The 21,742-nt window shown below is 40.3% G+C and carries 18 protein-coding genes and 1 other annotated feature; of the genes, 8 read left to right on the top strand and 10 right to left on the bottom strand.

Annotated features, from left to right (window positions below):
* The first annotated feature begins 54 nt into the window (after nucleotides 1-54).
* From ftsE to ACNO7B_RS16235, 3 genes are all read left to right on the top strand, one after another.
* Nucleotides 55-741 carry a cell division ATP-binding protein FtsE gene (gene ftsE, locus ACNO7B_RS16245; RefSeq protein WP_008348229.1) on the top strand — a complete coding sequence of 229 codons (687 nt, stop codon included), beginning with the start codon at nucleotides 55-57 and terminating at the stop codon, nucleotides 739-741.
* Complete coding sequence (gene ftsX, locus ACNO7B_RS16240; protein WP_024719915.1) at nucleotides 734-1,624, top strand: permease-like cell division protein FtsX; 891 nt, start codon at nucleotides 734-736, stop codon at nucleotides 1,622-1,624. The genes ftsE and ftsX overlap by 8 nt, the downstream gene beginning before the upstream one ends.
* Nucleotides 1,625-1,738: 114 nt before the next feature.
* The gene (locus ACNO7B_RS16235) at nucleotides 1,739-3,001 is read left to right on the top strand and encodes a murein hydrolase activator EnvC family protein (RefSeq protein ID WP_008348225.1); all 1,263 of its coding nucleotides are present in this window, start codon (nucleotides 1,739-1,741) and stop codon (nucleotides 2,999-3,001) included.
* Between the two features lie 48 nt (nucleotides 3,002-3,049).
* Here the strand turns inward: ACNO7B_RS16235 and ACNO7B_RS16230 are convergent, their stop codons facing one another.
* Nucleotides 3,050-3,790: a sulfite exporter TauE/SafE family protein gene (locus tag ACNO7B_RS16230; protein WP_017368130.1), complete on the bottom strand. Its 741-nt coding sequence runs from the start codon at nucleotides 3,788-3,790 to the stop codon at nucleotides 3,050-3,052.
* Nucleotides 3,791-3,943: 153 nt separating this feature from the next.
* Between ACNO7B_RS16230 and ACNO7B_RS16225 the strand changes: the two genes are divergently transcribed.
* From ACNO7B_RS16225 to ACNO7B_RS16215, 3 genes are all read left to right on the top strand, one after another.
* On the top strand, nucleotides 3,944-5,392 hold the full coding sequence (locus tag ACNO7B_RS16225) for a S41 family peptidase (RefSeq protein ID WP_181891308.1): 1,449 nt from the start codon (nucleotides 3,944-3,946) through the stop codon (nucleotides 5,390-5,392).
* 344 nt (nucleotides 5,393-5,736) lie between these two features.
* Complete coding sequence (locus ACNO7B_RS16220) at nucleotides 5,737-6,090, top strand: swarming motility protein SwrAA (protein WP_007500014.1); 354 nt, start codon at nucleotides 5,737-5,739, stop codon at nucleotides 6,088-6,090.
* 68 nt (nucleotides 6,091-6,158) lie between these two features.
* Complete coding sequence (locus ACNO7B_RS16215; protein ID WP_417901704.1) at nucleotides 6,159-7,346, top strand: PDZ domain-containing protein; 1,188 nt, start codon at nucleotides 6,159-6,161, stop codon at nucleotides 7,344-7,346.
* Between the two features lie 9 nt (nucleotides 7,347-7,355).
* Here ACNO7B_RS16215 and ACNO7B_RS16210 read toward each other — a convergent pair whose 3' ends face one another.
* The gene (locus tag ACNO7B_RS16210) at nucleotides 7,356-7,721 is read right to left on the bottom strand and encodes a winged helix-turn-helix transcriptional regulator (RefSeq protein ID WP_017357877.1); all 366 of its coding nucleotides are present in this window, start codon (nucleotides 7,719-7,721) and stop codon (nucleotides 7,356-7,358) included.
* A gap of 220 nt (nucleotides 7,722-7,941) precedes the next feature.
* Here ACNO7B_RS16210 and ACNO7B_RS16205 point away from each other — a divergent pair, with 220 nt between their 5' ends.
* Together ACNO7B_RS16205 and ACNO7B_RS16200 are read left to right on the top strand one after the other, a co-directional pair.
* Nucleotides 7,942-8,616, top strand: coding sequence for an NAD(P)H-dependent oxidoreductase (locus tag ACNO7B_RS16205; protein ID WP_410684367.1), 675 nt, complete (start codon nucleotides 7,942-7,944; stop codon nucleotides 8,614-8,616).
* 91 nt (nucleotides 8,617-8,707) lie between these two features.
* Nucleotides 8,708-8,932: a binding site (T-box leader), on the top strand.
* A 75-nt stretch (nucleotides 8,933-9,007) separates the two neighbouring features.
* Nucleotides 9,008-10,357, top strand: coding sequence for an amino acid permease (locus ACNO7B_RS16200; RefSeq protein WP_008348215.1), 1,350 nt, complete (start codon nucleotides 9,008-9,010; stop codon nucleotides 10,355-10,357).
* A 48-nt stretch (nucleotides 10,358-10,405) separates the two neighbouring features.
* Here the strand turns inward: ACNO7B_RS16200 and ACNO7B_RS16195 are convergent, their stop codons facing one another.
* From ACNO7B_RS16195 to ACNO7B_RS16160, 8 genes are all read right to left on the bottom strand, one after another.
* Nucleotides 10,406-11,398 (bottom strand): glycosyltransferase family 2 protein, encoded by a 993-nt coding sequence (locus tag ACNO7B_RS16195; RefSeq protein WP_410684369.1) that lies wholly within the window; start codon nucleotides 11,396-11,398, stop codon nucleotides 10,406-10,408.
* Nucleotides 11,399-11,429: 31 nt separating this feature from the next.
* Nucleotides 11,430-13,553, bottom strand: a complete 2,124-nt coding sequence (locus ACNO7B_RS16190) for an ArnT family glycosyltransferase (protein ID WP_417901703.1) — start codon at nucleotides 13,551-13,553, stop codon at nucleotides 11,430-11,432.
* Between the two features lie 148 nt (nucleotides 13,554-13,701).
* On the bottom strand, nucleotides 13,702-15,120 hold the full coding sequence (locus ACNO7B_RS16185) for a HAMP domain-containing sensor histidine kinase (RefSeq protein ID WP_138826515.1): 1,419 nt from the start codon (nucleotides 15,118-15,120) through the stop codon (nucleotides 13,702-13,704).
* The gene (locus ACNO7B_RS16180; protein WP_138826513.1) at nucleotides 15,117-15,803 is read right to left on the bottom strand and encodes a response regulator transcription factor; all 687 of its coding nucleotides are present in this window, start codon (nucleotides 15,801-15,803) and stop codon (nucleotides 15,117-15,119) included. Before ACNO7B_RS16180 ends, ACNO7B_RS16185 begins: the two co-directional genes overlap by 4 nt.
* Nucleotides 15,800-16,783 carry a YncE family protein gene (locus ACNO7B_RS16175; RefSeq protein ID WP_417901702.1) on the bottom strand — a complete coding sequence of 328 codons (984 nt, stop codon included), beginning with the start codon at nucleotides 16,781-16,783 and terminating at the stop codon, nucleotides 15,800-15,802. The genes ACNO7B_RS16180 and ACNO7B_RS16175 overlap by 4 nt, the downstream gene beginning before the upstream one ends.
* 268 nt (nucleotides 16,784-17,051) lie before the next feature.
* Nucleotides 17,052-18,386 (bottom strand): MFS transporter, encoded by a 1,335-nt coding sequence (locus ACNO7B_RS16170; protein WP_410551871.1) that lies wholly within the window; start codon nucleotides 18,384-18,386, stop codon nucleotides 17,052-17,054.
* A gap of 40 nt (nucleotides 18,387-18,426) precedes the next feature.
* Nucleotides 18,427-18,999, bottom strand: coding sequence for a TetR/AcrR family transcriptional regulator (locus tag ACNO7B_RS16165; RefSeq protein WP_008348201.1), 573 nt, complete (start codon nucleotides 18,997-18,999; stop codon nucleotides 18,427-18,429).
* 90 nt (nucleotides 19,000-19,089) lie between these two features.
* A complete protein-coding gene (locus ACNO7B_RS16160) occupies nucleotides 19,090-21,621 on the bottom strand; it encodes a PEP/pyruvate-binding domain-containing protein (RefSeq protein ID WP_417901701.1) in 2,532 nt (843 codons plus the stop codon).
* Nucleotides 21,622-21,742 lie beyond the last annotated feature (121 nt).

Genomic DNA, 21,742 nt, shown 5'->3' with positions numbered 1-21,742 from the left:
CAGAACATCATGATAAGCTGTTTGACAGCGAATAAGAAAAGATTAGGTGATTACATGATTGAAATGAAGGAAGTCTATAAGATCTATCCTAATGGTGTAAAGGCGATCAATGGAATCAATGTCTCTATCCATCCAGGAGAGTTTGTGTATGTTGTTGGTCCCAGTGGCGCTGGTAAATCCACGTTCATTAAAATGATGTATCGTGAAGAGAAGCCAACCAAAGGGAAAATCTTAATTAATAACAAAGATTTAGGCTCGATGAAGGAAAAAGAAATTCCTTATGTGAGAAGAGAAATTGGCGTAGTATTCCAAGATTTCAAGCTGCTTCCAAGTCTCACGGTCTTTGAGAACGTGGCATTTGCTCTTGAAGTCATTGGTGAACAGCCAAGTATTATTAAGAAAAAAGTGCTTGAGGTACTTGATTTGGTGCAATTAAAGCACAAAGCTCGTCAATTTCCAGATCAGCTTTCCGGCGGTGAACAGCAGCGTGTATCGATCGCTCGTTCGATCGTCAATCATCCTGAGGTTGTCATTGCAGACGAACCGACAGGAAACCTTGATCCAGATACTTCATGGGAAATCATGAAGACACTCGAAGAGATTAATAACCGCGGAACAACAGTCGTCATGGCGACACACAACAAAGAGATTGTAAACAGCATGAAGAAACGCGTCATCGCAATCGAAGATGGAATGATTGTGCGTGACGAAGCAAGAGGGGAGTACGGAATTTATGATTAAAACTCTCTCGCGGCATTTACGTGAGAGCTTCCGTTCACTTGGAAGAAACACGTGGATGACATTTGCATCAATTAGTGCGGTCACTGTCACATTGATTTTAGTTGGGGTTTTTCTTGTCATTATGCTCAACTTGAATAACATGGCATCGAACGCTGAGAAAGAAGTAGAAGTAAAAGTTCTCATCGATTTAACTGCGAATCAAAAGCAGCAGGATGAATTAAAAGCAGAAATTGAGAAGATTCCTGAAATCAGTGATGTGAAATACTCATCCAAGGATGATGAACTAAAAGCACTGATTAAAAGCTTTGGTGAAAATGGACAATCTATGGGACTGGTTGATCAAGAAAATCCATTAAATGATGCGTTTATTGTGAAAACAACAGATCCTCACGATACACCAAAAGTAGCGAAGAAATTAGAAAACCTAAAAGGGACGTATAAAGTCACTTATGGAAAAGAAGAGGTAAGCCGACTCTTTAATGTTGTCGGAGTGGCGCGTAATGTCGGCATCGCACTTATTATTGGGCTTTTATTTACAGCGATGTTCTTGATTTCCAATACGATCAAAATTACGATTTTTGCTAGACGTAAAGAAATTGAGATTATGAAACTAGTAGGTGCAACGAACTGGTTTATCCGCTGGCCGTTTTTCATCGAAGGATTACTACTTGGTGTATTTGGCTCGATTATACCAATCGCTGTATTGCTTGGCACGTATCAATATGCTGTCGGCTGGGTGGCGCCAAGGGTACAAGGTTCATTTATTTCAATGCTTCCATACAATCCGTTTGTCTATCAAGTATCACTGATCCTTCTATTGATCGGTGCCATTATCGGTGTGTGGGGAAGTTTAACGTCCATCCGTAAATTCTTGAAAGTATAAATCTATTTATATTGATGGCAGCACTCGAAGATTCTATAGAAGATGTGACCGGTTGATCCAATTCATCCGGTCGACTCTTTATGCAGGCAGTTGTCATGGGAGGGGAATATCGTTTTGAAAAGAAAGCTGATGATGGCTGGAATGGCAGCGTTTATTGGAACAACGTGGCTATACATTCCAGGGAACGAAAATCGTGCATTCGCATACGAAGACCTAGATCAAAAACGTCAACAAATTGAAGAGAAAACATCGAAGACTGAATCAACCTTAAAGAAAAAGAAATCAGAACTGGCAAAGCTTGAAAAGAAAGAATCAAAGCTCAAGCAAGAAATTGAAAAAATTGACCAAAAAGTAAGTGCCGCAACTGAAAAAGTCGCTGAAAAAGAAAAAGAGGTCAAACAGACGAAACAAGAGATCAAAAAACTAAAAAAAGAGATTGAAGTCATCAACGAGCGAATTGAAAAGAGAAAAGCGATTTTCAAAGATCGAATTCGTTCTATGCAAAAAAGTGGCGGTACAATCAACTATTTAGATGTGCTGCTAGGTGCTCGTAGCTTTAGTGATTTTGTCAGTCGTGTGGGAGCTGTTACAACCATCGTCGAAGCAGATAAAGACATGATTACAGAACACGAAAATGATTTGGAGCTAGTAGAGCAAAAAGAAGCAGAGCTAAATAAGCAGCTAAGTGGACTAGAAACATCTTTGAAAGAGCTTGAAACGTTGAAAAAGGACCTATCTAAACAGCAAAAAGAAAAAGGAAAAGTCCTTGGTCATGTAACGGAAGAAAAAGAACATGCACATGATGAACTAGGAAAGCTTGAAAATGAACAAGAAATTCTAGCGAATCAAAAAGCGGCGGTAAAGTCTGAAGAGGCACGTCGTCAAAAAGAAGAAGCGAAGAAAGCAGAACAAGCAGCTGCTGAAAAAAGTGCACCTGCACCAAGTGGAGGATCTGATCAAGTGTCAGATACACCAGCAAGTAGCTCAGGTTTCATTAAACCAGCTGCAGGCCGTTTCTCATCAGGCTTTGGCGGACGTTCTGGCGGACAGCATTACGGATTAGATATCGCTGCAAAAGGCACTGTATCTGTCGTTGCAGCCGCATCTGGAACAGTCACGAACTCAAGCTACTCGTCGAGTTATGGGAACGTGGTGTTCATTACACATAACATCAATGGCCAAACGTATCAAACGGTATACGCTCATCTTTCAACAAGAAGTGTGTCAACAGGTCAAAGAGTCGAGCAAGGTCAATTCCTTGGATATATGGGCAACACAGGTCAGTCTTATGGCCAGCATCTTCATTTTGAAATTCATAAAGGATTATGGAATGGCGCGAAATCGAATGCAGTCAATCCAGCGCAATATATCCGCTAACAAAAAGCCGATAACAGGACGTTATCGGCTTTTTTCATGTAGATGAAATTAAAATAACAGCAGTAATCCGGCAATAATAGGTGTTAAAAGCACAGCGGATTTTAAGAGAGGTTTCGGCGCAAGGCGGGTAAATTTTGCTCCAATAAAAGCCCCTAATACGGTACCGATTAAGATCTGGACGAGCAGGATAAAGTCAACATAGCCTTCTGAAATATAACCAATTCCACCGCCAATAGAGATTGGAATAATCACTAGCATCGTTGTGCCAACAGCTTGTCTAATAGACAGCTTCAGCAAAATCAAAAGCCCCACTTGAATAAATGGTGCTGATCCGATACCGAACATCCCTGAAAGCATCCCTGATACAAGGCCTAATATAATGCCCCTGATCAGCAATTGGCGTGAAGAAAGCGGCTGCTGTTCAGCATCTTCTTTTAGGACAAACAATTTGATCATCATAAAAACAGCAGATAAAAAGAGCATACCAGCTGTTAAATAGTGCAGGCTATCCTCTGGAATAAAAGGAGCCACTTTTGCTCCGGCAAATGAAGCAATACAAGCTAGTGCACCGACAATCAAACCTGATTTGAGCTGGATATTTCCTTCCCGGTAGTGGCTGTATGCACCAGATAAAGTCGTAAATGCCATAGCAGCTAAAGATGTCCCAAGTGCAGTATGGATTGGTACATCAAAGATTAACGTCAGCAATGCGATGACAAAACCAGCCCCGCCAGCTCCTACGAACCCTAGTAAAATTCCTAATAAAAGCATCGTCAATATAATATACATAGCGAAGACTCCTTCTCGATCGTAACAAAATAAAAATTACACCTAATGAAATGATTAGTCAAGCCTCCTTAGGAGAATGTCTTTACATGAAATCCCTTCTTCTGGCATATAATAACTCAAGTCATCAGGAAGAGTTGAAGAAGGAGGCCAAATATGAAAAAACAAATCGCATCCATCATGGCAAGTGTCATTCTCATCATCAGTGCAGGGGTTGTGACGCATAAAGAGGCGACTCAAGCGGAGTCACCGAAAGCGGCTGCTGTAGTGGCTGGACAAGCTCAATCAAGTGATCGAGCGAAGGAAAACGGAATGGAGAAAATTGAGAAAGCCTATGACCTCATTTCGAATGAATATGTAGAGGAAGTGGATCGTCAAAAGCTGCTTGAAGGTGCCATACAAGGAATGCTTTCAACCTTAAATGATCCGTATTCAGTATACATGGACAAGCAAACCGCAAAGCAATTTTCGGATTCACTTGATTCCTCATTTGAAGGAATTGGGGCAGAAGTTGGAATGGATGAAGGAAAGATTATCATTGTCTCTGCCTTTAAAAAATCCCCTGCGGCAAAGGCGGGTCTGAAACCGAAAGATGAAATCATCAGCATTGACGGTGAGACGATGAAAGAAAAAAGCCTAAACGATGCTGTACTGAAAATAAGAGGAAAAAAAGGAACGTCTGTCGCCTTGAAAATCAGACGAAATGGAATTGAAAAAGAGCTAACATTCCATATCAAACGAGAAGAAATCCCGCTTGAAACCGTAACGGCTTCAATGAAAGAGGTCAATGGTCATAAAACAGGCTATATTGCGATCTCTAGCTTCTCTGAAGATACGGCGAAGGATTTCACGGCAAGCTTGAATAAGCTCGAGAAAAAGGGCATGGAAGGCCTTGTGCTGGACGTGAGAGGAAATCCTGGCGGCTATCTACAAAGTGTGGAAGACATTTTGAAACATTTTATCACAAAGGATCAGCCATATATTCAAATTGCAGAACGGAATGGCGATCGAAAACGATATTTTTCAAAACGAAAAGAACAAAAACCATACCCAATCAATGTCTTAATTGATAAAGGAAGTGCATCTGCTTCTGAAATTCTGGCTGGTGCCATGAAAGAAGCAGGGAAGTATGAAGTGGTAGGTGACGTTTCCTTTGGTAAAGGGACTGTGCAGCAGGCGGTACCAATGGGAGATGGAAGTAACATTAAATTAACGCTGTATAAGTGGCTGACACCGAAAGGGAATTGGATTCACAAAAAAGGCGTTGTGCCGACCATTGCGATTCATCAACCAGATTACTTCACCGTTGGCCCGCTCCAGCTGAAAGAACCGCTTCAGCTTGATATGAACAATGAAGAAGTCAGACAAGCACAGACATTGTTAAAAGGGTTATCATTTGACCCTGGCAGAGTAGATGGATATTTTGACGAAGAAACGAAAAAGGCTGTACTCGCATTTCAAAGCACATACAATCTCGAAAAATCAGGCGTTATTGATTTAAAGACAGCGAAAATGATGAACAAGATGGTAGATGAAGTGAAATCTTATGAAAAGAATGATCTTCAGCTGCAAACTGCACTAAAAGCACTATATCTCAAAAAATAAAGAGGCGAATAAATGCCTCTTTTTTTTGGTTCATAAGTGTTACGAACATGTAATAATTTATTCTTAAAAATATATTATATCTATAAATATATTCATTTATTTTACAAAAAACATAACATTCCTTCGAATTTACCCGATAACATATTTATATAAGAGACTTTCTGTTGATTTAAACATGTCATGAAAATGAAACTTTTGAAAGTTGTATGTTACATAAATAATTCTTACAATAAAAAGTAGCACTCATTTTAAATATTTTATTTTTTGCGGATATTCAGCTTAAGCATTGAGCTGTACCGAGGTTTGCGCTTTTCTTAAAAGAACTAGTAAATGGGGGTACACAATTGAAAAGGGCAAGTATTGTGAGAGAGAAAAAATATTACGAGTTGGTAGAGGAGCTTAAGAGTCGTACGAAAGATGTGACGTTTTCGGCTACAAAGGCATTAAGTCTACTCATGCTGTTAAGCAGGTACTTGGTCAATTACACAACGGTAGAATCAGTCGACGAGATCGATGAAGACTGTGCTGAGATATACTTCAATTATTTAATGGATAATCATAAGAGACTTGGTATAAACTTAACCGACATCAAGAGGTCCATGCAGCTTCTCGGCGGCATACTAGATGTAGATGTAAATCACTATTTAAAAGATTTTTCACTGTCGAATGTCACACTTTGGATGAATCAGGAGAAATAAACCTGATGTCAAGCATCGATTTATTTGATAGAATAAGAGAAAATGCTTGACTTGGGCGGTGAACGATAATGAGCTCGGAGTGGATGGGAGCCGGATTAAAAGCGGTCGGTCTGTTTTTAATCCATCCTCTTTTTTATTTTATGATATTAATAAGCCTATTATATGGCTACATCCGCGTAAAGCGGGAGAGAAAAGCGTTTCAAACAAGAATAGAAGATGTTTACGATGAACTGAAATTTACATATTCAAAGGGATGGGTTCCAGGAATTTGTCTATCGATCATATCTGTAGGCTTAGGGATTTCCCTTCCGCCTGGATTCATCGTGCTGATTGCAGCGATGACCATCGTTTTCTCTTTATTCTTTAAGGCGAGTGCGCTTTCGTCTGCATACACACTCGGTTTCAGTTTTATTGCGGCATTTGGACTGATGTCTGTTCAAGTGAGCCATTCTTGGCTGCCGCAGCTTTCAATGATGAATGCATCAGCCGTTGTGATCCTGTTAGGGCTACTGTTAATGACCGAAGGCATCTTAGCCTATCGAACGGCGCATTTACGTACATCGCCTGCAATGGTGATGAGTGCGAGAGGACTTTTGATCGGCCAGCAGCGAGCAAACCGTCTGTGGCTTCTACCACTTGTTTTGCTGATGCCGGCAGGTGAATGGACTTCTTCTCTGCCATGGTGGCCTGTGCTTCAAGTGCACGATCAAAGCTTCTCATTTATTGTGATCCCGTACATCATCGGCTTTGGCCAGCGTATTCAAGGATCGCTGCCAATTGTTAGTATTCAAATTACGTCACGCCGTATTATGATGCTCGGTCTAGCTGTAGCTGTAGTAGGTGCGGCAAGTATTTGGTTTGAGCCGATTGCGTGGGGAGCTGTTGTTCTAGCGATTGCAGGAAGAGCCTTTTTATCATGGAAGCAGAGGGCGAATGACAACGCTGCACCATTCTTTTTCTCTAAGCGGAATCAAGGGCTTATGGTGCTTGGTATCATTCCGAATACCCCTGCGGCTGATTTAAAGCTTGAGATCGGAGAAATTATTACAAAGGTCAATGGAATCGAGATCAAAACCGTTTCAGAATTTTATGAAGCACTACAAACCAATCGTGCTCTGACAAAGCTTGAGATCATTGGTCTCAATGGTCAGACAAGGTTTGAGAAACGCGCCTCTTACGAAGGGGAGCATCACCAGCTTGGTATCTTGTTTGTGAAGGACGATCCACAGCAAGAGCCAACGGCGATTTCATCTTAAAAAAAGCTGCTAGAGATGGCAGCTTTTTTCTTTTGGGCGCGTTTCTCTCCCATAGGATTCGCCCCATTCACGCATGGCAAAGATAATGGGCTTTAACGTATTTCCAAGAGAAGTCAGTGAATACTCGACACGAGGAGGAACTTCCTCATAGACTTCACGGTGAACAATCCCGTCTTGTTCAAGTTCTCGTAATTGCAACGTCAGGACACGCTGCGAAATTCTTGGCAGAAGCCGGCGTATTTCGTTGTAACGCTTTGGACCGCAAGTCAAATGATAAAGGATGACGCCTTTCCATTTCCCTCCGATGACATTTGTAGTGATAGACACGGGACAGCCATGATTCACAATACTGACTGGATTGGATGGTGCACTCATCTCAACATTCCTTTCTTAAACGAAAATGGTCATAAACGAACATGTTTGTACCTAACGAACAAAAATGTGCGTACTTGAATCAATGGAAGCTTTTCTTTTACCATAGAGATAGACATCACACATTCGGGTTGTTTGTTTTCCTATCATAACAATTTCTATGAGGGAATGGAAAGAAATTGGATTGTGGGAACACACCTGTTTATTAGAAAGGATGAATAACATGCGAGACAAAGAGCTATTAAAAAAAGAAATCATTGAGGCGTATGAATTCCGTCATGCGACAAAAGAGTTTGACCCAGCGAAAAAAATTCCGGAGGATGATTTTTCATTTATTTTAGAAACAGGAAGACTTTCTCCAAGCTCTGTAGGGTTTGAGCCTTGGAAGTTCCTCGTTGTTCAAAATGAAGCATTCAGAGAAAAATTAAAAGAGTATACATGGGGTGCACAAAAGCAGCTTCCAACTGCCAGCCATTTTGTGATCATCTTGGCAAGAACAGATGCCCGCTATGATTCAGCATATGCAGAATACATCAACAAGCAAATCAAAGGAATGACAGACGAAACGTTTGAAATGGTCAAGGGGCGCTACAGAGAATTCCAAGAGAACGATCTTCATCTACTAGAAAATGACCGTACATTATTTGATTGGGCTTCAAAACAAACGTATATTGCCTTAGGTAACATGATGACAGCTGCGGCACAGATCGGCATTGATTCATGCCCAGTTGAAGGATTTAGCTACGATCACATCCATCGTATCTTAGAAGAAGAAGGGTTACTGGAGGAAGGTCAATACGACATCTCTGTCATGGCAGCCTTTGGTTATCGTGTCACTGAGCCAAAACGCGGCAAAACACGTCGCCCGATGGATGAAGTAGCTGTTTGGATTCGTTAATCGCTGTTTGTCTGAAAAAGGCTGTTGACAATTGCGTGGTTAGTCAGTATATTTAAAAAATAAAATCTTTGACGAATATACAAATTTGACTATAAACGCTTTGACTTGAGAATAGTAAATGAACATCCGTTTTTTAAGAGAGCTGCGGGTCGGTGCAACGCAGTAAAACGAATCATTGAACTCGCTCAAAGAGCGGTAAGACTGAATGAATAGTAAGTCTTTACGTGTGACCTCCGTTATCGGGTTTTAAGTTGGATTCAGCCATGGCTGAATCAATAAGAGTGGTAACGCGGTTGCAAGGTCAGTCGTCTCTTCTAGGAGATGGCTGGCCTTTTTATATGCTTTTATCTCATATTTGTCTGAAGATTCAAATTTAAAGGAGCTATAGAAAATGGAAAAGGAACATGTGCAGTTAAAACGAACAATGACATCAAGGCATATTATGATGCTTGCGCTTGGCGGTGCCATCGGTGCTGGTCTGTTTAAAGGAAGCAGTTCTGCCATTGATATTGCGGGTCCTGCTGTCATTTTGGCATACATGATTGGTGGTCTTATTTTATTATTTATTATGCAAGGACTTGCCGAAATGACCGTTGCACGACCTGGAGCAAGAACATTCCGTGACTTGATTGAACCTGTGTTAGGAAAGTATCCGGCCTATTTCTTAGACTGGATCTATTGGAAGATGTGGGTGCTGAACATTGCAGCAGAAGCGATTGTGTCGGCCATCTTTATTCAGTACTGGTTCCCACAAGTGCCAATCTGGATGCTTGTGTTAATCATTTCACTTGTAGTCACAATCATTAATGTTTGCTCAGTCAAAATGTTTGCTGAGACAGAGTATTGGTTAGCTTCTATTAAAATTGCTGTCATCATCTTATTTATTATCATTGGATTTACCATGCTATTTGTCTCATTCGGACAGCATGCAGCACCTGGATTGTCTAACTTAACGGATCACGGTGGATTTTTCCCAAATGGTACTGGCGGATTAATTGCAGCAATGCTGGTTGTCGTGTATTCATATGGTGGGACGGAGATGATTGGGGTCACGTTAGCAGAAACAAAAAACCCTGAAAAAGTCATCCCAAAGGCCATTCAAAGTACGTTTGTACGCATCATCGGTTTTTATGTACTGCCGTTCTTTATCATTGTCAGCTTAATCCCTTGGAATCAAGTAAACAATGAGCAAGTAAGTCCATTTGTGACAGTGTTTGCAACAATCGGAGTACCGTATGCTAGTGACATCATGAATGGTATTATCTTACTAGCGATTTTGTCTTCTATGAACTCTGGCTTGTATGCTTCATCACGGGTGCTTTATACACAGGCAATGGATGGCCGTGTATGGAAAGGATTCTCCAAGCTGTCAAAACAGCAGGTGCCTGTTCGAGCCATCCTTGTATGTACATCTACCTTGTATGCAGCTGTATTGATTTCTCTTTTTGTAGGAAGTCAAACGTTTAATTACTTAATGGGTTCTTTAAGTTACACAGTTCTATTCATCTGGTTTATCATTGCCGTCGGTCATTTGAAATCTCGAAGCGTCGCACAGCCAGGCGGATATCGCGTGAAGCTGTATCCTTTCACAACGTGGTTTTCAGTTATTGCGATCATGGCCATTTTTGTCGGCGTTGTATTCAATACACCAATTGTTCAAACGCTGGTCACCATGGGCATTTATTTAATCATTACACTTTCTTTCTTTATTAACAGAAAACGGTTTGAAACAGCCGTCTAATCTATTAAAAAGCGTGCAGGACCTTCTGAAGGGTCTCGCACGCTTTTTTTAATGCTGTTTATATTGCTTGAAGTGGACAGGGGATTGAACGGGATGTGGCTTTGCCTGAAGGCCATAGCTCTCCCTGACGATATAAAGCGGCCGGTCCTTGGCTTCATCGTAGATTCGGCCGATATACTCCCCGATCATGCCTAACATAAAGAGGATGATCCCGCTAAAGAATAGCTGAATGACAATTAATGAACTCCAGCCGGTGATGGTGCTGTTAGTAAAAAGCTTTAAATATAAAACTAGAAACATCGAAATGAAGCCAATAGCTGAAAGGACAATACCTGCCACGCTGGCTAGCTTTAAAGGTTTGTAAGAAAAAGATGTGATCCCATCCATCGAGAGCTTGAGCATCTTTTTGAGAGGGTACTTTGTTTCTCCTGCCAACCGCTCATCCCGAACATATTCTACCGCAATCTGTTTGAAGCCAACCCAGCTCACTAATCCCCGGACAAATGGGTTTTTCTCGCGTATTTTTTTCATTTCATGACACACTTTACGATCCATCAATCTAAAGTCGCCGGTGTCAATAGGAATATCTACTTCGGTGATTTGACGTAGCACTCGGTAGAAAAGGGAAGCCGTGTACTTTTTGAAAGCTGTTTCGCCTTTTCGTTGCGTGCGGACCGCGTATACGACCTCATAGCCTTCCTTCCATTTTTCAATCATGTCTAAAATCAATTCAGGTGGATCTTGTAAATCCGCATCAATCACTACGACAGCTTCTCCCTTTGCATAATCCATTCCCGCTGTAATGGCAATTTGATGCCCAAAGTTACGAGAAAAATCAATAAGTCTCACATGCGGATCGGTCTGGCAGTACCCTTTAATCAGTTCAGCTGTTCGATCTATACTGCCGTCATTGACGAAGAGAAGCTCATAAGCTTCTCCCGTCGAATCCATGACGGTCTTAAGGCGCTGATACGATTCATGGATCACAAGTTCTTCATTATACACTGGGACTACAACAGAGTATTGTATGTTCTTTTCCATCAGTCATCGTTCCTCCCTTTTAATAGATGAATTAATCAACGGATAGTTCATAAAGAGTACCGCTCTCCATTCCGCCCATTCGTTCATTTGACTGATCATTTTGTTTTGATTGTTGGCTGTCAGAGCTGTCTGTTTGCTGGTTCGTTTTGGATGTAGAGCTGTTCTGCCATTTAGAAGCAGATACTTCTTTGCCATTTTTTTGAATCCAAGTGAGAATGTCAGAGCTACCGCCTCTCATACCAGAAAGATAGAAGTATTTGATTTTGCCGTCTTTAACGAGCTGTTTGAATTCATTAAGCGTGAGAATGTTATCAGATCCACTAAATCCACCTAATGCCATAACAGCTTTTCCTGTTTTAATAATGTAAGGCGAAGCAGTGGTTGCATCTGTTGTCCCGAATAGGAATTCTTCTCCCGTATTGTTTTTCTCCAGATAGCTGATCAGCTTTTCATTGACTTGTGAACTCATGCTGCCACTTGAAGTTGCAAGCTGAGGACCAGCCTCTGGCAGCATACTGTTTCCTCCGTAAAGAAGAGGTGTGCTTGCCCAGTATAGGGGTGCGATCAGCATCCCAAGGATGGCAATGAGAGACATGAATTGTTTTAGTTTTTCTTTCCCTTTTATCAAAAGTAGAGAAAGGATCGTTCCAATACCAATGATACCGACTGCAATGCTTAATCCAAGACCGATTGTGCTTGTAAAAGTGGATAGGATAAAGATTTCAAATGCGGTTGTGACGAATATCGCAATTGGAAGCAACCATTTTTTAAAGCCAGTTCCTGTTTGGAACAATTGAGTCATAGACACCCATCCTGCTCCTGCTAATACAGCAATTGGCGGTGCCAGCATGATTAAATAATAGTGATGGAAGAATCCTGCGACACTGAAAAATGCAGCAACAGGTATAAGCCAAGCTAACCAAAATAGTGTTTCTTTTTGTTTTGTATTGAGACGTCTTCTTTCAAAGGCTGTCGAGAAGAAGATACCAATCGCACCGAAGAGCGCAAATGGAAGCAGCCAGCTGATTTGATCGGATAGTTCAGATTGGAACAGACGTAATGGCCCTTTTGTTCCTGTTCCAAACATGCCAGAACCACTTCCCATTTTTCCTCCCCCACCATTTGGCGGTCCATCACCATTACCGCCTGAAGGCATATCAGGTGGTGTTGAGCCGTTTGCACTGCTTGGTGGTCCTTGCATTGAAGGCTGTTCCTGACTGGATGATTGGTTTGAATTATCTGAGTTGTTTTGAGTTCCATTTGATGGCGGCTGAGGCATGGTGGATGAATTATTGTCATTTTGCTGATCACCCTGCTGTGAAGGTGGCTGTCCCTCACCCTGATTTGTGCCGCCTCCTCCGCCAGACTGTTGACCAGTCAACCGCTGAAGACCATTGTAACCAAAGGCTAATTCTAGTGCTGAATTCGATTGACTTGATCCCATATAAGGACGATTGTCTTTGGAAGTGAGATCAACCGCTATAGACCATGAAGCAGATACACCTAAAAGAACAATCATCGAAATCATCAGCGATAACAACTTTTTCTTCCATGTCGTTCGATAGGCGATGATGTAAAACAGGACGAGAGCCGGTACAATCATATACGCTTGCAGCATTTTTGTATTAAAACCGACACCGATCATTGCAAAAGAAGCAATCGCCCAAAGCACTTTCTGCTGTTTCACAGCCTTGAACATCATGGCTGTTGCGAGTAAAAGAATAAAGACGAGTAAGCTGTCAATGTTATTTGTACGAGATACAGCAACTGCGATTGGTGTACACGCCATAATGAGTGCTGACACTCTTGCAGCAGCCAGGCCAAATGTAGGTTTGACTAGGCGGTAGATTAAATAAACAGATCCAATGCCAGCTAAAGCTTGGGGTAAGATCACACTCCAGCCATGCAAGCCGAAAATTTTGGCACTGATCGTTTGCAGCCAGAAGGCGAGCGGTGGTTTATCCACCGTGACATAACCTGAGGGATCGAACGAAGCAAAGAAGAAATTATGCCAGCTTTGCATCATACTTGTAACCGCCGCTGTATAATAAGCGTTCACCGTATCGTCGTTCCAAATGTTATAAATGTTTAAAATGGCAGATAAAATCAATATGAAAAATAAATAAAGATCAAATTTCTGAAAGCGTCTAATCAAAAGCTTGTCACTCCTTTTTCTTAACTTGAAAAAAGTGTAACAAGCAAATATGAATAAATTGTTAATAAAAAAAGGCCAATTCTTTATTTTTCTGTTGAATAAAAACAGCTCTAGGAAAGAGCTGTTTTGTTTAAGATGTCATCTTATTTTATGAGGAGACAGGTGGAGTTTCAGAGGTCTCTGCACTTGGTAATTGTATAATAGCGGTCGTACCTAGGCCTTGTTCAGATTGAAGAACGAACGTGCCACGATGTTTTTTTATAATTTGATAAACAATGGCTAGTCCAAGACCAGAGCCGCCATCTTTTCTTGTGCGGGCTTTATTCACTCGATAAAAACGCTCAGAGACATGAGGGAGATCTCCTTTTGGAATTCCGCTGCCTTCATCTGTAATTCTCAATTCAGCAGTTTGTTGGTGAACGAATAATTCAATCGAAATCGATTTTCCTGAAGGCGTGTAATGGATGGCATTGTCCAATAAATTACGAATGACTTGCTCAAGTCGATCGCTATCACCATAAATAATACAGTCCTCTTCAAGTTCTCGGTTGAACGAGATTCTCTTTTGACTAGCAATGAATGTCATTTGATCAAGAACATCATGAATAAGCTGCGCAAAGACGATCGGCTCCATCGTTAGTGGGTAAGATTCCCCCTCTAACTGTGCGAGATCAAGAAGGTCATGGACGAGCCGGCTTAATCGTGTGGATTCGTCTTGAATAATCTGCATGCCTTTCTTTTGATCAATAATGCCTTCTTCAATTCCTTCAGCATAGCCTTTCATATAACTTAAAGGCGTTCTCAGTTCGTGGGAGACATTGGCAAGGAACTCTCTGCGATGTTGTTCAACTTTTTCTAAGGTAGAGGACAGTTTATTAAAGGAACGGCTCAGCTGATTTAACTCATCCCCTTTTTTGGTCACAGCCATGCGTTTTGAAAAATCACCAGATTCCATTTCCATTGCAATTTCTTTCATTTGATTGATCGTCCTTACGACTTTATTAGAACTTTTATATCCAATAAAGAAAATCAAAAGCAGGATAATTAAAATAGAGATGCCAAGCGTTAATCGAATTTGAACAAACGGTTCATACACATCAGATAAAGGCATAGAGAGGAAAATGGTTCCTGATAAATCATTTTTGTTTGAGAACACAGGGATGGCAATCCCGAGAATATCTTGATGAAACTGGGGGTGTTCTCTAATTAACACAACTGTTTCCCCCTGAAGAAGCTTTTGGCGTTCTTTAAACGTAATGAGGTTATCGTTTGTATTCGTATCGAAAGGGATACCGCTTGAAAGCTCCATAGGATCATCAGTAAAAATAACACTTGCCTGACTTGAGTCATTTGCCCACTTCATTCTGTCAGTAAAATATGTGTCTTTCCCGTGTTTGTGATAGATTTCTGCCAGCTTCTTTCCTTGTAAACTTAAAGAGTCAATCTGTTTATCTATATATAAGTGCTGGTATAAGTAATAAGTCAGGGCAAGAGCTGAGGCAGCAACGATGCCTATAACGGAAAGGATTAAGAAAAGCACTTTCCTTTTAATAGATAATGGCTTCATTTGTCCTCCTCAAACTTATAGCCGACACCCCAAACGGTCTTAATATACCGTTCCGCTTCCTTTAATTTCAGTCTTAGTGTTTTAATATGTGTATCGACTGTTCTTAAAGAGCCACTAGGTGAGTGTGATTCCCACAATTTTTGATAGAGCTGTTCACGGGAAAAGACTTGGCCTTGATTGAGCAGAAGAAACATAAGTAAATCAAATTCTCTTCTTGTTAAATTGATGGGCTCTTGCTTGAGATAGACTTGTCTGCCATCATGATCGATCTCCAAGTCATCAATCATGATTCGACTGCGCTTTAAAGAAAGACCTCTAATTCGTCTTAATGTCGTTTCAATTCTAGCTGCAAGCTCACGTAGACTAAAAGGCTTCATGATGTAGTCGTCTGCGCCAATTTCCAGCCCCTTAATGCGATCCTCTTCATAACTTCTAGCTGTTAAAAATAAAATGGGGATTTGAGAGGTTTGCCTGATGCGCTGGCAGACTTCGAATCCATCCATATCTGGCATCATAATATCCAATACAACAAGGTCAATGGCCTCTTTTTCAAGCTGATGTAAGGCGCCCGTGCCATTATTTGCAGTTATCACGTGAAAGCCTTGTCTTTGCAAAAAGGATCCGATTAACTCAAGCATATCTAATTCATCATCTACTATTAAAATATTCATCTGTTCTTTCATTTCTTTTCCTCCAACATGATAGCATAAGGTCCTGCTGGGATGTTCAGTCGGTTCTTCAACATAAATGTATGTTTGTCGATGACGGATACTGAATTGTCGTCTAAGTTACTGACATATATAGATGAGGAATCAGCAGTGATATAATTCGGATTTTGACCGGTCTCAACAGAGGAAAGTAGTTTGTTTTTCTTGGTATTTACTTTATATAGTGTATGGTCTCCATGACATAATACATATAAAGTAGAAGAGTTTTTTTCTGAAAAAAATGCGACTGGCATAACACCTAGTTTGATTTCTCGCTGTTTTTTACCTGTTTTAGGATCGTAAGCAAAAATGCTCTTATTTAATGTGCCCGGTTTACCGTGTCCTCCAACCCAAATGGAATGCCCATCAAAATGAATGCCAGATGGCCGTTCTAGGACGGAAATCGTTCGTATCTTTTTTTTCTTTTCAATATCAATGACTGAAACAGAATGACTTTTTGCATTTAAAACAAACAACGTTCCTGAAGAAGACAACGCCATAGAAGAGGGTAATGTCCCGGTCTTCACAGTTGCTTTTATTTTCTTGTGCACTGTATCGATAAAATAAACGACATTTTTCTCTGAATCGGTCACAAGTAAAGTGTTGGTATCCGCATCATACGCAAGTGAAGTCAGACCTTTATTCACATCCATATAGTCCGCTGCTGTTCCTTTTTTTAAATTGATTTCTATAAGAGATTGTCCTTCCTTATTTGATGCAATGATCACGTCTTTGTTGATGTGAACAAGATCAGTGAGAGGATGTTTTAAATCAACGGAAGAGACAATTTTATTTTTTTGTAAATCAACGATTGAAAAGGAGGCTTTTTTTAGTTGAGAAATGACAGCAATTGATTGAGAGCTGCCAGGGGGCGTAAATTGCTGGTCTTTTCCGCAGCCTGCTAGGAAAAATAGTAGAGCTGACAAGCATATTAAAAAATATTTCACTCGTTTCATCCTTCTGCTCCTTTGGTGCTCTATTTTCAAAAAGCATAACACAAAAATTGTGAAAAAAAATCGAAGTTATGAATGCTGGAAGATATGAAAAGGAGTTTTTAGGTGGGGAAGTAGAGGTAAATGAAAGCTGAAATTTCTTTTTCGTCTATTTATATGACATTTTTTCATGAGTAAAAGATCATTTTCACAGTTTGATCATTGTATCCATAATCGGTTACAGTAACAAATAATCATAGCTCCCCCGCCCTAAATAGAGCGAAGGGAGTCGTTAAGCAGAGTGTTCAGATGAATGAGAAGTGGATTTCGTTTTTAGACGATGAGAGAGGAGGAAACCAAGAATACCTGCGCCCATTAATACGATAAATAAAGATTGAAAACCACTTAATATACCAATTAAAGTAGATGAAATGATACTTCCGAAATATCTAAAGGTAGAAAAAATCCCAGATGCAGAGCCGGATAAACTCTGATCAACAGATGTTAAAGAAGCCATCTGCATGCTAGTCATGCCAATACCTGATGAGATCCCCCCAGCGACTAATGTGATGATAAGGAGTGGTAAATTTGGGTAGCTGCTTAGTGTGATCAGCATAACACCGGATAAAGTAAGACAGAGAAATGAAAATCGAATCATTTTTTTGGCACCTTTTATTGGATGGAGCTTTGCCCCGAGTAATCCACTAATCGACATACAGAGTGAAAAGATCGAAAGGAAAATCCCGCTTTGTGTATGAGAAAGTGCGAGTTTTTGCTCCATAAACAGCGGCATAATGAGAAGAATCGCGTACATCACAAAATTACTAAGCATGATAGAAAGGTTAGCGTTCGTAAAGGTACTGTTTTTAAATAATGTCAAATCAATGATGGGATTTGTAACTTTCCGTACGTGTTTGAAAAATAAAGGAATGGAAATGACCGCTAGAACGCCATAGATCATGTATTCGTTTAATAATTGGCTTTTAGTAAACAAAATGAGTGTAGCGATCCCGATTGTTAAGTATAACGAACCGATGATATCTACATTGGCTTGTAAACGCGTATGTTTCATCTTCGGAATCATAAAAACGCCTGTCACAAGTGTGAGAATCAAAAATGGTATATTCACTATGAAAATGGAATGCCAGTCAAAGCTCTGAATGAGAATAGAGCCGATAAAAGGTCCAAGTGCGGCACCAATTCCCGCTCCAAAACCGAAAAAGCCCATAGTTTTAGAAAGCTTTTCATGTGATACTGTTGCTCGAATTAAAGCAATGCTGTTCGGCGTTAATATAGCTCCGCCTGCCGCTTGAATTGATCGGAAGCTAATAAGAAAAGCAAGATTAGGTGCGAAAGCACATCCAATGGAGCCAATCAAAAAAAGTATCACACCAGCTAAATACATGCTGCGGTGGCCGTATATATCTCCCAGCTTACCCGCAATAGGTTGAGTGACTGCCATGACAATTAGATAAATCGTGACCACCCAAGTAATGTTTGATATGGATTGATCGTAATAAGTTGATATGGATGATAGAGCGACTGCGATCATGGTTGAATTGACTGGAACTAAAATAGCTCCAAGCAGCAAAGAATAAATGATCAAGTTCTCTTTTTTAAGATTCAATGTGTTTACCACCTTTGTAAAAAAGAAGAATTTCACCCAATTAAGTGGGGGAAATTCCTCTCATGAAAATGTGTGTGCATGTCTCAATAAAGTCTTCTTTTTGTGTTAAAACAAGCTGAATGTCTTGCTCTAGCTGTTGAATGAAAAAGCCAAAATACGTGCTAATAAATATATCTGCATAGATGTCTTCTTTTCCCTCTAATACACGATGCTGAGCACTCATTTTTTTGAAATAATGAATCAGCATGTCTCTCAATTCTTGAGGATAAATTTTTTCATGGTCTGTTAAATCTTTAAACATAGCCGGTTCTCTCATGCTGATATAGATAAATTCTTTTTTTGAAGTCAAATCTTCAAGGAAATAGCTACCGAGAAATTTTAAATCGGTGTATAAATCGTCTTTAAATTCAGCTTCAAGGGTTTTGGTCGGTGTTGATTTCATTTTCATAATGGCAGCAATCACGCCGCGTTTGTTTTTAAAGTTACGAAAAATTGTCGCTTCACTTACATTCGCTTTTGTTGCAATTTCTTTTGTCGTTGTTTTTTGATAGCCCTTTTCAGACAATAATTCCATTGTTGCGCGAATGATCCGCTGATTTGTTGATTTTAACAAGCATACTCACCTCAGGTTATGAATGTGTTTGCAACAAAGTAAGTATACCGATAAAATCTGTGACCGCCAATATGATCCAAACAGTGACGACTATGCCCGTGAATGCTGATTCAATAACTGGATACGCCCATTGGCTCCATCTACTGTCACGAGGTCACCGGATTTTAGTTTTTCAGTTGCGATCCGTGTACCTAAGACAGCAGGTATCATATATTCTCTAGCGATAATAGCGGAATGGGACAAAATGCCGCCAGAATCGGTGATGACTGCTTTTGCATCTCTAAATAAGCTGGTCCATAAAGGTGTCGTTGTTTTACAAACTAAAATGTCATCTTTTTCAAATTGTGAAAATTCATCAGCAGATGTAATGACTCTGACTCTTCCAGAAGTAATGCCGCTAGATGCACCAATTCCATAGATTGCATCGTCTGTGTTGTTTGCATTTTCCCTTAGCGAACCGAGCATTCTTTCTACTTGCTGTAATTCAGCTTCAGAAGGCGTTCCTGTATAAGCTGGTGGTTGGATGGATTCATTTTCCTTCATTTCAATTTTTCTTTGCTGAATGATCGAATCGTATGTGGTCGAAGTTGTGAGCGCGTTGAGTACTTCATCATCGTAAAGATACCAAAGATCTTCTTGATGAGGGATCGCTCCTTTTTGAACAAGAAGTTCACCAATTTTTAAGAGATAGAGTCTCGCTTTTGCATCTAACATGGCATCAATGTAAAAGTGATGATCATCTCGAATATTGGCTGCATGGAGCGCAAAATGATAAAGTTCCTCAAATTTTGTTTTAAACGCTTCATCTGTCACTTGACTGATAAACTGTTCATACGTTTCTTGCCTTTTGATCACGGCTTGTGCAAATTCTTCATCAAAATCAGATTGGTACCGAATGTTGTTTCTAATGATGTCCAAGACAAATTCAGGGTTCTCCACCCATGTTTCCTCTGTGAAATCATGGCTTTTAACAGACCGCCAACCGTAGACTTGGAGAAAAGCTTCTACGTTGGAAATGAAGTTTTTTCCTTTATCTGTGTGATTGAGGGCATATAATAGTTCAGCATTCGTTGAATGATCTTTAAATGCCTGAAGAAGCTCGGAATCTTGAAGAACGTCTTTTGCCAAGTGAGATAGCTTTTGATCTGTTTCAAGAGACTTGTTCATCACACCTATCATCATTTCATGCAGCAGAACGACTTGTGTTTGATCCCCAGTATATGTGACAAGCATGTCTTCAATGATCGCTGATAGAATGACTTGAGGTATGACAATGTCAAAATGGTCGTCATACGCTCTTAGATAAATTTCCTTTAATTCTTGAAAGCCGCTGATGGCTTCATCAATTGTTAGCGGTTGAGTGATTTGCCGATCAAGTTTTTCGTATAATGGGAACAAGTTTTGCTCTAAAATGCGATACATTCTTTCGCTTAAACGAGGAAACAGTTCGAATAGGCTCTCGTCAAAAACTGGTTCGGCTGCCACTTCTGCTTCTGGCATAGACGGTGAAGAATACAAATGGCCTCTATAAAGCTTGATATCTTTAATATTAAGGTCTGGTACTTGATACTTCTCTCCGTTTTTCTTCATCCCGTTTTTTAAAGCAGGTATGATCAAACTTGAAAAAAGAGGACTTGTGGGTCCAGGCATATGATCGTCCATTGAAATCCAGAAGTCTTGCAGCTCTTCAGGTTTCATTTGAAAGGATGCACCTGAGGAGCCATTTGCTGTATTGGTAAAAGCAGCAGTAATCGGTCTTGCTTGAAGTAAATAAAAAGTACCATCTGACATGCCGAATTCGATATCTACTCCATGTCCATAAAGTTCTTCTACTTGTTTTGTCATTTTCGTGATTTGGATCAATTGATCATCTCGAAGACAAAATTGGCCAGCCATCTCTTCACCTACGGGTTGTTCAATGACGCCCTCTTGACAGGGGACAATTTGCACTTCTTTTGTTCCTAGTGATTTTTCAATAGAGTACGTTTCTTTGTTTACAATAAATGTATCTGGCGTCACAAGGCCGGAGACGATGGCTTCTCCTAGTCCATAGCTTGCAGTCATCATGACTTCGTTTGTTTTTCCTGATACAGGATTCTCACTAAAGATGACACCAGAGATGTCAGAATGGATCAATCCTTGTACAACAACAGCCATGAGCGGCATCTCTTCCTCGTTCTCAATCATTTCTTCCTTATATTCTGTGACTCTTGCTGCGAAGTAAGACGACCAACATTCTTTGACGGCTTGCAAGAATTCTTCATTTGTTTTGATATTTAAATAGGTCTCGTATTGACCTGCAAAGGAGGCGCCTTCGAGATCTTCCGCAACAGAAGAGGATCGCACTGCAACGGATGGATATGTTTTCAACAATGATTGAAAGGATGAAAGTAATTCTGTCTCCATTTGTGAAGGAAACGAAGCTTCTGTGATTTTTCGGGCAAGGTTTTGATCAGTTGGATGGAAATTGTGATATGAAAGAAAGCTTGCAAAGCTGTTCGTTTTGATAATAAATCCATCTGGAACTGGCAGTCCGTGATTGTTTAATTTAATTAAATTCACGCCTTTTGCCCCTGCGAGTGATGCGGATTCTTCAGCCGCATGAAATAATACTGAATACATGGGAATGCCCCCTTATCCAAATAGCCAATGGTTTCATTTGTCTCTTTTTGTTTTTTAAAATGATAGTGCGCACTATCATTTTCATCATAGAATTTATTGGATGTAACTGTCAAAGACGTAA

Source organism: Bacillus sp. AK25 (assembly GCF_048270685.1).
Taxonomy (GTDB): Bacteria; Bacillota; Bacilli; order Bacillales; family Bacillaceae; genus Bacillus; species Bacillus altitudinis.
This window is presented reverse-complemented; position numbering and strand designations above follow the sequence as displayed.